14 protein-coding genes are annotated in these 13,053 nt (G+C 32.2%); 3 read left to right on the plus strand and 11 right to left on the minus strand.

The features are described 5' to 3' along the window. Position 1: 1 nt before the first annotated feature. The 3 genes from ACYX4H_RS02035 to ACYX4H_RS02045 form a co-directional block, all read right to left on the minus strand. Complete coding sequence (locus ACYX4H_RS02035; protein ID WP_476237554.1) at positions 2 to 1,294, minus strand: tetratricopeptide repeat protein; 1,293 nt, start codon at positions 1,292 to 1,294, stop codon at positions 2 to 4. A gap of 82 nt (positions 1,295 to 1,376) precedes the next feature. Then, entirely contained in the window at positions 1,377 to 1,931 is a 555-nt protein-coding gene (locus ACYX4H_RS02040) for a DUF4331 family protein (RefSeq protein ID WP_475295520.1), read from the minus strand. Between the two features lie 25 nt (positions 1,932 to 1,956). Further along, the gene (locus ACYX4H_RS02045) at positions 1,957 to 2,607 is read right to left on the minus strand and encodes a DUF4331 family protein (protein ID WP_476237556.1); all 651 of its coding nucleotides are present in this window, start codon (positions 2,605 to 2,607) and stop codon (positions 1,957 to 1,959) included. A gap of 148 nt (positions 2,608 to 2,755) precedes the next feature. Here ACYX4H_RS02045 and ACYX4H_RS02050 point away from each other — a divergent pair, with 148 nt between their 5' ends. Together ACYX4H_RS02050 and ACYX4H_RS02055 are read left to right on the plus strand one after the other, a co-directional pair. Further along, positions 2,756 to 3,928, plus strand: a complete 1,173-nt coding sequence (locus ACYX4H_RS02050; protein WP_476237558.1) for an LETM1-related biofilm-associated protein — start codon at positions 2,756 to 2,758, stop codon at positions 3,926 to 3,928. 49 nt (positions 3,929 to 3,977) lie between these two features. Next, on the plus strand, positions 3,978 to 4,400 hold the full coding sequence (locus ACYX4H_RS02055) for a hypothetical protein (RefSeq protein ID WP_476237559.1): 423 nt from the start codon (positions 3,978 to 3,980) through the stop codon (positions 4,398 to 4,400). Positions 4,401 to 4,414: 14 nt separating this feature from the next. Here the strand turns inward: ACYX4H_RS02055 and ACYX4H_RS02060 are convergent, their stop codons facing one another. The 6 genes from ACYX4H_RS02060 to ACYX4H_RS02085 form a co-directional block, all read right to left on the minus strand. Then, a complete protein-coding gene (locus ACYX4H_RS02060) occupies positions 4,415 to 5,170 on the minus strand; it encodes a LytR/AlgR family response regulator transcription factor (RefSeq protein WP_475295524.1) in 756 nt (251 codons plus the stop codon). 46 nt (positions 5,171 to 5,216) lie between these two features. Next, positions 5,217 to 5,558 (minus strand): 2TM domain-containing protein, encoded by a 342-nt coding sequence (locus ACYX4H_RS02065; RefSeq protein WP_476237560.1) that lies wholly within the window; start codon positions 5,556 to 5,558, stop codon positions 5,217 to 5,219. Between the two features lies 1 nt (position 5,559). Next, complete coding sequence (locus tag ACYX4H_RS02070) at positions 5,560 to 5,886, minus strand: 2TM domain-containing protein (protein WP_476237562.1); 327 nt, start codon at positions 5,884 to 5,886, stop codon at positions 5,560 to 5,562. Between the two features lie 11 nt (positions 5,887 to 5,897). Continuing rightward, positions 5,898 to 7,241 carry a histidine kinase gene (locus ACYX4H_RS02075; protein WP_476237563.1) on the minus strand — a complete coding sequence of 448 codons (1,344 nt, stop codon included), beginning with the start codon at positions 7,239 to 7,241 and terminating at the stop codon, positions 5,898 to 5,900. Between the two features lie 35 nt (positions 7,242 to 7,276). Then, positions 7,277 to 7,900 carry a hypothetical protein gene (locus tag ACYX4H_RS02080; RefSeq protein ID WP_476237564.1) on the minus strand — a complete coding sequence of 208 codons (624 nt, stop codon included), beginning with the start codon at positions 7,898 to 7,900 and terminating at the stop codon, positions 7,277 to 7,279. 227 nt (positions 7,901 to 8,127) lie between these two features. Beyond that, positions 8,128 to 8,856 (minus strand): energy transducer TonB, encoded by a 729-nt coding sequence (locus tag ACYX4H_RS02085; protein WP_475295529.1) that lies wholly within the window; start codon positions 8,854 to 8,856, stop codon positions 8,128 to 8,130. 123 nt (positions 8,857 to 8,979) lie between these two features. On the opposite strand from ACYX4H_RS02085, the gene ACYX4H_RS02090 reads away from it, so the two are divergent. Then, positions 8,980 to 9,732 (plus strand): carbohydrate-binding family 9-like protein, encoded by a 753-nt coding sequence (locus ACYX4H_RS02090; protein WP_476237565.1) that lies wholly within the window; start codon positions 8,980 to 8,982, stop codon positions 9,730 to 9,732. 1 nt (position 9,733) lies between these two features. Here the strand turns inward: ACYX4H_RS02090 and ACYX4H_RS02095 are convergent, their stop codons facing one another. Both ACYX4H_RS02095 and ACYX4H_RS02100 read right to left on the minus strand, forming a co-directional pair. Further along, on the minus strand, positions 9,734 to 10,738 hold the full coding sequence (locus ACYX4H_RS02095) for a sugar kinase (RefSeq protein ID WP_476237566.1): 1,005 nt from the start codon (positions 10,736 to 10,738) through the stop codon (positions 9,734 to 9,736). 106 nt (positions 10,739 to 10,844) lie between these two features. After that, positions 10,845 to 12,998, minus strand: coding sequence for a TonB-dependent receptor (locus ACYX4H_RS02100; RefSeq protein WP_476237567.1), 2,154 nt, complete (start codon positions 12,996 to 12,998; stop codon positions 10,845 to 10,847). Positions 12,999 to 13,053 lie beyond the last annotated feature (55 nt).

The following is a 13,053-nucleotide window of genomic DNA, read 5'->3' on the forward strand; positions in this document are numbered from 1 at the left end:
ATTAAATATTTTGTATTTTTTTGGTTGTAATAGGGCCAAGTTCAAAGCTACTTTCTAGCAACTCTTGTTTTAGTTTTTTGGCTTCATCAAGCATACCATTTGCTTTGTAAATTTGGGCTAAATGATATAATGCTTCTGGCTCAAACGTTTTGCCTACTACATGGTTTTGCATTATTGTTAATGCATTTTCTTTTTGGTTATTATTGAAGTAAACCCACGCAAGCAAGCTGTAAGTTTGTGGTGTAGCTCTATTTTCTATTTCAGAAAAAGCTGCACTTAAAACCTCATCAAAACGCCCTGATTCTTCGGCATGCAAAAGTACATTATGTGTATTATACATGTGGCCATACTGCGGGTTTTTAACACTTTTTTTGTATAATTCTAACTGTGTTTGCTCAAGCTCACTATCTCCTTTGTAGGCTGCTATTTCAGCTTTTAACAAGTAATAATCTGGCGCTTTGTAAGTTGTAGTTATGGTTTCTAAAATTTTTAAGGCTTCATCTGGCTTTTTTTCATAAGAATACACTATCCAAGCAATGCCTTTTTTGGCATACGCATCATTGGGGTTTAACGCTAAGGCTTTTAAATAGTGATTATATGATGTTTTTATGTTTCCGGCATGCCCGTAATAATCGGCTAAATTGGTGTAAACCCATTGTTTCATGCCTTTTAAGTTAGAAGACTCTGCAATGTCTTTAGCGCGTTCCATGTAATTAATGGTAGCATCTAAATTTCCTTTGTGGTCTGACCATTTGGCAATTCTTATTAAAAAATCGAAATCTTTAAAATCTTCAATCTTTTTTAAATAATTTTCTGCTAATTTATAATTACCCAATTCTAAATGTACATCAAATAACATGCACTGTGTGCCTCTTAAATTTTCCCCAATGGTTTCGGCTTTTTCAACTAATTCAAGTGCTTCTTTAAAACGGTGCTGCGATATGTAATTTCTTGCCAAACTTCTTAAATAACCCGCTTTTTTATAATGCGTGCTTTTGTTGGCTTCTATTAAATATTTTTCGGCATTTTTTAAATATTCAATATTAGCTGTTTCATTAAATAAAACAGTTTGAGATGCTGCTAGTTTTGCTAAATAAGGAAATTGATTTGGTTCTTTTTCAAGCTTTTTTTCCCAAAATGTTACATCTTCTTTTGCTAAACGCAACATCTCATTATCTGTAGTATTTAAAAATGCTGAGTATTCTGATTTTTTGGTTACTTTTTGCGATGTTTTATTACAACTACTCAGGGTTATAACAAGTGCAAAAAGTGCTATTATGGTTTTGGTTTGCATATTCTTTTATTTTTGGGTTTAACTATAGTAGGTTTGGGGCATAGTTAAAAACCCAAGACTTTAAAAGCCTTGGGATTTTATGTTACCATGGCGATGCCAAGTAAGGGAATGAGGCTAAAAAAGGTTTGTCGTTTGCATCAACATTGTCATTTGATAATCCTGGATTTTCAGAAAAATCTTCGCCACCAAAAATAAGTAGTAGTTCAACAGTAATAACATCATCAGCCAAGGCTCTTCCTGTTAAAACGTTTGTTCCGTCGTAAAACGTAGTAGTTCCGTCTAATGATACATTTAAAACATCGGTAGCTAAAAGGCCTGTAAAAGTTGCTGCATCTTGTCCAAGAGCATTGGTGTCTCCATCATTTGCAAAAGCAGGACTTAAAGCTGTTAAATTAGTTTGAAACATGTTTTGAAATGCTGCATTTTGAGCCGATGGCACTGTTACATTAAACATATCTTTACTATCTGAAGACACAAAAACGGTGTTAACAGCAGGTCTTCCCATTTGATCTTTTTGGGCGTAGGTTCCCGAAAAATCTATAGGATCTGGTTTCATAATATCATTATTATCATCATCTGAACAATTAAAGGCTACAAATGCTACAGCAAGTGCTGCTAATATTTTTATATTTTTCATAATTTTAAATTTTAAATAGTGTTAGTTATTTTCTTTTAGCTTCAACCCAAGTATTAATGGTACCACTACCACCAATCATAGATTTTGGTACTTCAACTATAACAGACATTACGTTGGTACCCGCAAAAGTATCGGCTCCAGGATTGTTAAAACTTGTGGCATTACCTGCAATAATTTCAGAATATTGAGCAAAATCCATAAAGAAAGGATCATCTCTTGGGCCAGCAAAAAATGTCATACCTCCATTGGTAGCAATAATTTCTGTGGCATCATACGGCGTAATATCTACAACACCACCTGAAGTTGCATTAATTTGCACAGTACTATTTAAACCTGTTGATGACGGCGCTACGGGACCAAAGAAATACATTTTACCATCTCTTGGAATAGCTTGAATTACTAGGTCTTCAACATTATCGCCTGTATTATCAATATTAAATTCAATAAGTACGTTTTCATCAAAAGCAGCTGCTCCTGTTGCTGATGGGCTTAACAAACCTTGTACATTAGCTACAAATACCATATTATCTGTATTGGCACCTTGGAAGGCATAAAAATCGGTGATATCACTTGTACCACCCTGTACATCGGGCGCATCAATATGATCTGCTGCCACCATAAAGAAACCTGCTATTGCTATAATAGCTATTCCTATAACATTTCTAACTTTTTTCATAATTTTTGACATTTAGTTAATTAAAAATTCATTTATGCCCATACCTACGAAAAAACAGTTTTAGCGGTTTTGTTAAAATTTTGTTAACGAAAAAATTTTTAGTTTATACGCTTTAAATACTACATTTACATAAGCAAAAAAACACCCCATGAACCCATCTGCACAAGGTTGGATTAAAAAATTATTGAAAGAAGTAGAACAAACGCCTGCTTTTTTAAGTTTGAATACCACCCAATTTTATGATGGTTTAAGAAACTGTGGTTTTATTTACGGCAGCAACCTAAATGTGGTTGCTGGTGTTATTACAAATGAAGACCTAACGGAAGAAGAGCGCTCTAAAACCAACCTGTTACTTGCTCTATTTTATACCCATAGCAAAGCTGAAACAAGCATACCGTTTATTGATAGTACCATTGATTTTTATACGGCTATTGATGAGTTAAAAACCTCATTTTTTCAAGGGTTGTTAGGTGGTAAAAAAAACAACGAACAACTAGAAAAACTTATACACAAACGCACACAAATTGATGCCAATGTGCTTACAAAAAACTTTAAATATTTTATTATAAATGCCCTATTGTATATTGATGTTTTAGCTTACCAACAATATTTAAAAAACAATACCATTACTATTGATTATTTAAAACAAATTGAAGCCTCAATTGAAGCTATTACACTTTCGGTTTTAAATTTAAAATCACATAAAAACCAGTATGATGAAAGTTTAATAAAACTTTTTGAATCATCTTTACGCTACCACAACAGTGAGCCACTGCAATATGATACTGCCATAAACTACATTACTACAAACCAAGAAAAAAATTACATTTTAGACTTGGCGTGTATGGCTACTTGGACTGATAAAAAAATTGATAAAAACGAACAACGCTTTTTAGTAAAACTTGGTGCAGACTTAAACATACCTAAAGAACGCACCAAAGAAGCTATTACAACCATTAATAAGTTTTACACAGAAAACAAAGACAACATTGCGCTTTTAAGCTCTAAAAATTTAGTGCAAAGTTTTTATAATAATTCTAGTAAAATGGTTACTAAACTTATTTCTAGAAACCGCAAACGCCTGTACCAAGAGTTAAAAGACAGTAAAGAACTTATGGTGTTGCTTACACAATCTACAGTGCGCGATTTAACACAAGAAGAACAAAAAAAAGTACAAGACCAACTGCTTGATGTTTTTAAAAGCATACCAAGTTTAGCCATTTTTATGTTGCCTGGTGGCGCTATTTTATTACCACTTGTTGTTAAGTTTATACCTAAACTTTTACCTTCGGCTTTTGATGAAAATCGTATAGAAGAATGATTTTATTTATTTAAGCCATGCTTAACTTAATTCTAAAACACCTAAAACCATGAAAAAAATAATTTTACTACTTTTCACCGCTTTAATGCTAACTGCATTTAACACTTCTGAAAATTCTGATTTTAGTATTGTAGGAAAATGGGAAGGAGAAGATAAAGGTGATATTGGATATTTTATTTTTGATGCTGAAGGTTATGCGTATATGAAGGTGAAAAAATTTGAATTAGGCGGAAAAGACTTCGAGTTCCAAGGAAAAAGAGGTAAAATGGAATATGAGGTTGACTACTCTAAATCGCCAATAGAAGTTGATTTTGTTGTTACTATTTTTGACGATAATGTAACTAAACGATTATTATGTATTGCTAAAAAAATTGATAATGACAATATGTTATTTTCAATAGGCTTTAAAGGCGATAGACCTTTAGAATTTACAGAAAACAATCAGATGATTTTTAAAAGAATTAAAGAATAGTTTCTTAAAACTAACTACTCTAACCAAGCTTTAAAATCTTTTACACGCTCTCTAGCCACAATAACCTCTTGCTCATTATAGATATTTAATTTTATTTGTAAACGTGAGTTGGTATAGCTTACCATATCTTTTATGGCGTTAATATTTACATAAAACTTTCGGTTAATGCGGTAAAAGGTTTGTGGTTCTAAATCTTCTTCAAGTTGATCTAAAGTTTTATCTAACAAATAGTTTCTGCCATCAGTTGTAAACAAATAAGTGCCTTTGTTTTCAGAATAAATACATTCAATGTCATCAACATTTATAAGCTTTAAATGCTGACCAACTTTTACTGAAAATCGTTTTTTGTATTCTCTATCTAAAGGATTCACTAACAGATTTTTAATATCGGTAAAATCTAAAGTTACAGCTTGTTTTTTAGGCGCATTTTCTTGATATTTTACTACTGCATTTTCTAATTCATCAGTATCAATTGGTTTAAGTAAATAATCTATACTGTTTAATTTGAATGCTTGTAGTGCGTACTCATCATAAGCTGTTGTAAAAATTATAGCCGATTTTATTTTAATGGTTTCAAAAATTTCAAATGATAAACCATCACTTAACTGTATGTCTAAAAAAATTAAATCTGGATGCGTGTTTTCCTGAAACCATTGTATAGATTCTTCCACAGAGTGTAACATGGTTTCAGCTTCAACACCTAATTTACTTAACATACGTTGCAAACGGCGTGCCGATGGTTTTTCGTCTTCAATAATAATAACATTCATAATAACTACAGTAAATTTTTAAATATTTTGAATTGTGATATTTATACTATTCCCACATTGTGGTTTCTTCCTTTGTGGTTTGTTTTTCAATATAATCTTTGGCTTTTTTTGCTTCCCAACCTTTACTAAAAAAGGTTTTTCCTTTTATGGCCCAACGCCAGTGTAGCACAATAAAAACCGTCCACGTTACAATAAATATACTATTAAACCACGTAAAAAAGTTAGTGTATTTACTTGTATAAATATGAATGTAATAAATATTGTACCCCATAAGCCCAACAGCTATTAAATAGCCCACCAAATGCAAGTAAAATATTTTTACATGTCTTACTTTTTCTTTGGCTTTAAAATAGGCTTGTTTGTTTTTATTATTGGTTGGTTTGCTCATGTTACTCATATTTTTCAGTTTCCTCTTTACGCATGTATTCTTGTATTTTGCGTTCTTCCCAGTTTTTACTAAAAAATATGTTTTTACCAAACACCCCCAAAGCATGAAATGCTAAACCTATGCCCCAAAAAAATGCTGTTGCAAATGTGCCAAAGTGCCAAATATTTCCGTTTGAATTTGCACCAATTAATACAATAAGTATTATGTTAATTACCAAATACCACAAGGCGTGAGCGTAAAATCCTTTTAAATCTTTTACACGTTTTTGCGCGCGTAAATAAGCCTCTTCTTTTTTATAGTCTGTATTAAAATCTTTTAATTGTTCCATGTTTTTTTTAATTAGTTCCAACGATCTTTTTGTTCCTCTTGTTTCATGTATTCTTGTATTTTGCGCTGTTCCCAGTTTCTACCAAAAGCACCGTTGTGTACAAAAACCCTAAATGCTTGTATAACCAAACCTATAGCCCAACCAAACATTGGAAACCAAAACCATTGGAAGTGCCATGAAGTTCTATAATTTACAAAAATTAAAAAAGGAATTACAAAAATATATGCCACTAGACTGTAGTAAAAGCCTTTAAGCTCTTCAACATGATTGCGTGCACGTAAATAACTATCGTCTATTTGGTTTGATGATTTTGTTCTCATAATTGATATTTGTTTTGTAAGCATTGGTATTGCTACCAAAAACTTAGTTGTTTGTTTGTTAATATCTACCTTGCGGGTAGTTAGCAAATTGTAACGTTGCATAATGTTGCTTAAACCAACACCGCTGCTTTTTTTTACAATTTGCTTGGGTTGTAAATTGTTTTCTACTACTAGGTAACCATTATCTTCAAAAATGGTAATGTGTAAAGGTTTACTTGGGGTTACCATGTTGTGTTTTACTGCGTTTTCTAAAAGTAGTTGTAATGACAATGGAACTACTTTACTTTCTGGGTTAGAAGCTTTTGCTGGCATTGTAAAAATTATACTATCTTCAAAACGCATTTTTATTAAAGACATGTACGTTTTTGCAAATTGCAACTCTTCATCTACAGATACTAATTCTTTGTTTTTTTGCTCTAAAACATACCTGTATACTTTTGAAAGTGATGTTGTAAAATCTTGAGCTTTATCTGGGTTTTCATCAATTAAACTGGTTAACACATTTAAACTATTGAATAGAAAATGCGGATCTAATTGATTTTTTAAAGCATCAAACTTTGCACTTGCTGTACCTGCTATTACTTTTTGCTCTTTTATTTTATTTTGCTGATACCTATTGTAAAAATAAATTACATGAAAAAAGGTAACAATGGTAAGTGTAATCCATAAACCAAAGCTATAATGCCTGTAAGATTGGTTTGCTATAAAATGGCTTACTGTTTCACCACGTAATGTTATAGCCATTATTAAGTTTAGTACAAAAAGACACACAAGTGTAAGTACGGTTGCACCAATAATACCTATAATTATACGTTTAATTTTATCGGTTGGTCTCCAGGTTAATTTTTCTAAATAATCAAAAAAATACATGTTTGAAAACCCAATTACAAATGAGTACAACTGATAAATTACAAAGGTTACAAGAAAATCTTCAGTAGATTGATATTTAAATCCGTTTGATAAAAAACTTCCAACAACAAACACAACAATGCCTATTATAAATGATGTAATTATATTTTTTAAAAGATGTTTCATTGTAACGTTTTTGTATTTGTACGGTATTTACCTTATTATTCTTTACAAGCTTTTAAAGCCATTTCAGCACGATCTTGCCCCCAATTAGGGTGAAAAGGTGTTTCTGGTTTAAAATTAGCAAAAAGATCTAAAGCTTTTTCTAAATCTTTGCAAAACGGTGTGGTATCTTGCCCAAAAAACTTAGCACCGCCAATATTCCATTCGGCATGGCAATACACAACTCTTGGGTTATTTGGGGCAATGGCCTTAGCTTTAGTGTAAATTTCAACTACTTTTGGAGACAATGTCATGCCATATGTTGCGCCATCAAAAGCTACCCAAGCGGTGTGCAGCATTGCTTGCATTACTAAAATTTCAGCATTGTTTTTAGATATTGCAGTGGCATCATTTAATAAATCTTGTGCCTTTTTTAATTGAGCGGTTAGTTTTTCTTTGTCTTTTAAACCAAAACTATACACAATGTTAATTTGGGCTGCGTAATATGGCGGCAACCAATTATCTTGTTCTGCATTTGCAATACGTTCAAATAAATTAGCTGCTTCAACAGGTTTGCCGTTACTCCACAAATCAAAAGCTTTTTTCATGCCTTTTTCATAATTTCCTTGTGCATTTACTAAACCTGTAATTAATAATACGGTAATGATGATTAGTTTTTTCATGTGTTTTAAATTTAGATTAATAACTGTTTGTTTTTTAATTATGACACAAATATGCAACACACATGAAGGTTATAAAAAAGTGAATTACCCAACTGTAATTTTTATATGATGAATTGTAAATACTTTAAATAGCACATAATTTAGCGGTAGCTAAAAACAAAAAAACCAAGAGCTAATTAATTAACTCTTGGTTTCCCCCACATTGAAATAAAGAACTTTTTACAGACCTATCCTTCTTGATACTTGAAGAATATTGGCACAGCATAAGAAACTTTAACTGGTTTACCGCGTTGTTTACCGGGTTGCATTTTTGGCAACATTCCAATAATACGCTCTGCTTCTTTTTCTAATATTTTATCGGGTCCTCTAGAACGTACACCTGTTACGTGCCCTTTAGTATCTATCATAAATATTACTGATACACGACCTTGTATTCCCATATCTAGTGCAGCCTGCGGATATGTAAAGTGTTTTACAACGTGTTCTTGCATTTTTTGCTGAAAACAAGCTTTTGTTTTTGCCTTACTTAGTTTTTCACAACCTGGAAATACCGGTACGTCTTCAATAATAGCAAAAGCCACCTCTACGTCTTCATACACCTCTTCAACCACAATATCGCTCACTTCAACTACCTCTGCAATAGCGTCGTTTTGATCGGTTTCAGAACTTTCTATAAAGGTTTCTTCAACCTCTTCAGTATCTTCAACAATTTGCACATTTTCTTGAAGAGCAACCGGTGGTGGTGGCGGTGGCGGTGGCGCCATTTGATTTACTATTGGTATTTCTTCTTCAAATTCACTCTCAACTTCTACAATATCAATTGAAACTTCATCTTTCTCGTAAGTTTTGTATTCTAACATACGCCAAGAAAGAAGCAGCATCAAATTAAGACCTATAGCAAAATACAATGTGCTATTGCGTCCTATTTCTAAATTTGGATTCTTTTTTGGTTTCATGACTCTAAAATTTTATACCATAAAAGTAGTTTCAAAGTACATGATAAACTATGACAAAAATCATATCTAAAACTGCAAGTATCATTCAAAAGCCTTACATTAGTTTTATGTAACAACACTATTATGAAACTTTATTTCTACATTATAATTTTATTATTATCAAGCACACTAGCTAATTGCCAACAACAAGAAAGGCCCATTTATAAGGTTATAAAAACCAAAAAAAACATGGTTATTGATGGTAAAATGAACGAAACCAATTGGCATAAAGCAGAAGCCCGCAAGTTGACACATTTTTACCCACTAAAAAGCAACAACACCTACCAAAACACAACCTATAGAATGCTTTGGGATACTGAAAATTTGTATTTATTTTTTGAATGTGAAGACACCAATATTGTTGCCCGAGAAACCCAAAGAGACGGTAAACCATTTTTTGATGATTGTGCTGAATTATTTTTAATACCAGCCCCCAAACCATTAAACGCACATATTGCACTTGAGGTTAATTTAAACAAAGCCAAAAACGATGTTTTGTTTATTAATGATTTTGAAAAAGATAAAAATATTGTAGCAAAATGGTATAACCCCGAATATGAAGTTGCCGTAACTATTGATGGCTCTGTAAATGATAATTCTGACACTGATAAGGGTTGGACTATGGAGTTTAAAATACCTTTTAATGTACTTTGGGGGTTAGACAGAGCTTACCCCGTAAAACCCGGTGCAGAATATATGTTTTTAGCCATTAGGCAAGATAGAAATGAGCTTGAAGGAGAAAACCGCTCTATCACCACTATTTTTCCGGTTGAAAATATTAATACTAAAGATGTACACCAACCTACTATGTTTGGCTTATTACAATTAACCGAGTAATTTACCTTTGCAATCTACCCGAAGTATTACCATTTAAAATAGCGGTAACCTCATCAACTGTGGCTAAATTTACATCGCCTTCATAGGTGTGCTTTAACGCACAAGCAGCACTAGCAAATTTCATGGCTTTACAATCATCAAAACGTTGTAAACCATAAATTAATCCTGCCGCAAAAGCATCGCCCGTGCCTATTCTATCAACAATATGTGTAATATCTAAATCTATAGTTTCTTTAAACTCTTTACCATTATACATTCTGGCGCGTATTTTATGCCATGATGAATTTAATGACGTTCTAATTTTATCAAATACTTTTTCAATACTAGGAAATGTTTGCATTAATGCTTTTGAAGCTTCAATAAAATCATCATTTGAATACCCATAATTTGTACCCAAAACTTCGTTTATTTCATTTATACCACCAATAAAAACGGTTGATAACTCTAATAATTCAATTAAAGCATCTTTTGCATCAATACCGTAATTCCATAGTCCGTTTCTGTAAGTTGGGTCTGCAGATACGGTCATACCTTTTTCTTTTGCTAATAACAAACCTTCTTTTAAAATATGAAACGCATGTTTTGAGAGAGCAGGTGTTATACCCGTCCAGTGTAACCACTCACCATTAGTTAATGCTTTATCCCAATTAACCATATTGGGTTGTATTTCAGAAAAAGACGAATGTGAACGATTATACGAAATGGTACTTGGGCGCATTACGGCTCCTACTTCTAAGAAATAAACCCCTAACGGACGTTTTGAACGCACAATTGATGATGTATCTACCCCAAATTTATTAATGTAAGAAATGGCTGTTTCACCAATAAAATCATTTGAAACTGCACTAATGTGTTTTACATGGCCGCCAAAACGTGCAATAGAAATACCAACATTTAACTCTGTGCCACCAAAAAAAAATTCGGCCACGTTAGATTGTATAAACTTTTTATTTCCCCAAGGTGAAATACGCATTAAAACCTCACCAAACGTAATAACTTGCCCCATATTTATTTTTTTAAAGTTTTAAATTATTGCAAGATAACCAATTATTTAAAACTGGTTAACCAATTTAACAGGTTATTTTTTAGAAGATAAAAAACAAAATTTAGTTCTACAAATTATCTAGCTGGTTGCTTTTTTTATCTTCACTAATTGTCCAGAAAAAACCAATAAAAAAGAACTGATCTGCAGCTGGTGTTAAAGCACGCCTATTAAATTGCCCATTCATGTTTGGTGTGCTTGCGTATTGGTAACCGTTTATATTTTTAAAGCCTAAAACATTATTAACAGAGGCGTATAATATTTTTTGAGGTGATATTAAATACGCCCAGTTTAAACTTAGGTTATTAAATGCTTTTGTTTTTTGGTTTAAAAAACCAGGCTCATTGGGGTTTGTATAAGTTCTTCCTGAGGCCAAACCATAACTAAACCCAACTTGACTGCGCCATTTATTTATAAAATACTTACCTACTACAGATACGTTATGCTTGTTGGCAAAATTAGGCTGCGCCTTTGTTGGGTAATTTCTGTAATCTCTTTTAGTATCTAAGTAGGAATAACTTAACCAATAGTCAAAGTTTTTAATAAAGTTATTGTCTCTCCAGAATAAATCTAAGCCTTTTGCAAAACCATTTCCGTTGTTGTTAAAATCACTTTCAAAACTTGTAAAAGCGGTATTATATTTTACTAGGTTATTATATTTTTTGTAGTAAGCTTCAGCCCTAAAAATACGTCTATCTGCGTTGTATTGATAGTTCATAATATAATGCGTGGTATTTTCGGCTTTCAAATTTTGTTCAAATTTTAAAACATCACTGGTTGGATTTTGGTAAAAATTACCATAAGCTAAAGACAACTGACTTTTATTTGATGTTTTATAAGCTAGAGACACTCTTGGAGCTACGTTTACATCTTTAAAAATTTCACTATACTCTGCTCTAACACCTGTTTTAAAAGCTAAATTTTTAGAGATAAATATATCTGCTTCGGCAAATGCAGCAGCTATATTATTATTGTAACCATAATTTACTTCATCAATAGTTACATCTTTATAAGTTTCATCATAATCTGTGGCAAAATATTCTGCTCCATAGTAAAATTTGAATCTATTACTAAAACGATTTTTAAACTTCAATTTAGCATGAAAAGAATTTTCAATATTATTAATATCACTATCAATTACCCCCAATTTATTATTAGCTCTTGTAAAACTTAAACCGCCAAACATAGACCAAGTATTAGATAAAACAGAGCTATACGAGCCATTCATGTATAAATTTTTATTATTTAATTTGAAGTTTGCACCTTCAGAAAAATCAATATGTGTTTGTGTTAATTCAAAATTACTGGTATCAAAAGCGCCGTAAAACTTAAATAAACCAGAATCTGTTTTATGCCTGTAAACGGCTTCACCTGCAAAGGTTTCAAAAGGTTTTTTCCAATCGTTTCTATCTGGAAACAAAGCAATGTAAGGCGCTAAATTTACATAAGATGCATTTACACTTAAAGAATTAGCACCCCATTTTTGAGTATTTCCTAAGGTTGCTCCAACACTCATAATACCAATATCTGTTTTTTCTTGGTCTGGTTCATCTATAGTATTTAACAATAAAACACTTGATAAAGCTTGCCCATATTCTGCAGAATAACCGCCTGTTGAAAAGGTAATGCCATCAAACAAAAAAGGAGAATAACGCCCGCGTGTTGGTGTGTTATTTGCTGTTGGTGTGTATGGTGTAAATACACGAATACCATCAATAAAAATTTGTGTTTCATTAGCATCGCCACCACGTACAAATAAACGACCATCTTCTGCCACAGTTGATGTTCCTGGAAGCGTTTGCAATGCCCCAACAAAATCTCCTAAAGCACTTGCTGTAGTTACAACATCTAAAGGTTTTAGCACGCTTACTTTACTATTATCACCGGCCGAAAATGTACCTGCCGATAGCACTACTGCATCTAAAGTGCTTACATCTTCTTTTAGTGTAATAGTTAAGTCTTTCATATAAGTTAAATCTCCTACCATTGTAAAGGTTTCATAAGCCAAATACGATACTTTTAAACTTTGAGTGCCGGTTTCTGTGGTTGTAAATGAAAACTCGCCTTTTTCATTTGAAGTGCTTCCATCATAAGTGCCTTCTAAATAAATATTGGCACCCATAATTGGTTCTTTTTTTGAATTAACTACTTTACCTTTAATTAATGTTTGGCCCTGTAATTGAATACTAAATAATGTAATTAAAATGATGATTAGTTGTTTCATGATTATTTAAATACTATTTGTTATTATTGATTGACATTGCAAATTTGAAATAGAA

The organism is Seonamhaeicola sp. ABD4_340 (assembly GCF_056312135.1).

Coding starts and splice junctions, on each gene's coding strand:
- ACYX4H_RS02035 (WP_476237554.1), bottom strand. CDS start 1,294: ATGCAAACCAAAACCATAATAGCACTTTTTGCACTTGTTATAACCCTG.
- ACYX4H_RS02040 (WP_475295520.1), bottom strand. CDS start 1,931: ATGAAAAATATAAAAATATTAGCAGCACTTGCTGTAGCATTTGTAGCC.
- ACYX4H_RS02045 (WP_476237556.1), bottom strand. CDS start 2,607: ATGAAAAAAGTTAGAAATGTTATAGGAATAGCTATTATAGCAATAGCA.
- ACYX4H_RS02050 (WP_476237558.1), top strand. CDS start 2,756: ATGAACCCATCTGCACAAGGTTGGATTAAAAAATTATTGAAAGAAGTA.
- ACYX4H_RS02055 (WP_476237559.1), top strand. CDS start 3,978: ATGAAAAAAATAATTTTACTACTTTTCACCGCTTTAATGCTAACTGCA.
- ACYX4H_RS02060 (WP_475295524.1), bottom strand. CDS start 5,170: ATGAATGTTATTATTATTGAAGACGAAAAACCATCGGCACGCCGTTTG.
- ACYX4H_RS02065 (WP_476237560.1), bottom strand. CDS start 5,558: ATGAGCAAACCAACCAATAATAAAAACAAACAAGCCTATTTTAAAGCC.
- ACYX4H_RS02070 (WP_476237562.1), bottom strand. CDS start 5,886: ATGGAACAATTAAAAGATTTTAATACAGACTATAAAAAAGAAGAGGCT.
- ACYX4H_RS02075 (WP_476237563.1), bottom strand. CDS start 7,241: ATGAAACATCTTTTAAAAAATATAATTACATCATTTATAATAGGCATT.
- ACYX4H_RS02080 (WP_476237564.1), bottom strand. CDS start 7,900: ATGAAAAAACTAATCATCATTACCGTATTATTAATTACAGGTTTAGTA.
- ACYX4H_RS02085 (WP_475295529.1), bottom strand. CDS start 8,856: ATGAAACCAAAAAAGAATCCAAATTTAGAAATAGGACGCAATAGCACA.
- ACYX4H_RS02090 (WP_476237565.1), top strand. CDS start 8,980: ATGAAACTTTATTTCTACATTATAATTTTATTATTATCAAGCACACTA.
- ACYX4H_RS02095 (WP_476237566.1), bottom strand. CDS start 10,738: ATGGGGCAAGTTATTACGTTTGGTGAGGTTTTAATGCGTATTTCACCT.
- ACYX4H_RS02100 (WP_476237567.1), bottom strand. CDS start 12,998: ATGAAACAACTAATCATCATTTTAATTACATTATTTAGTATTCAATTA.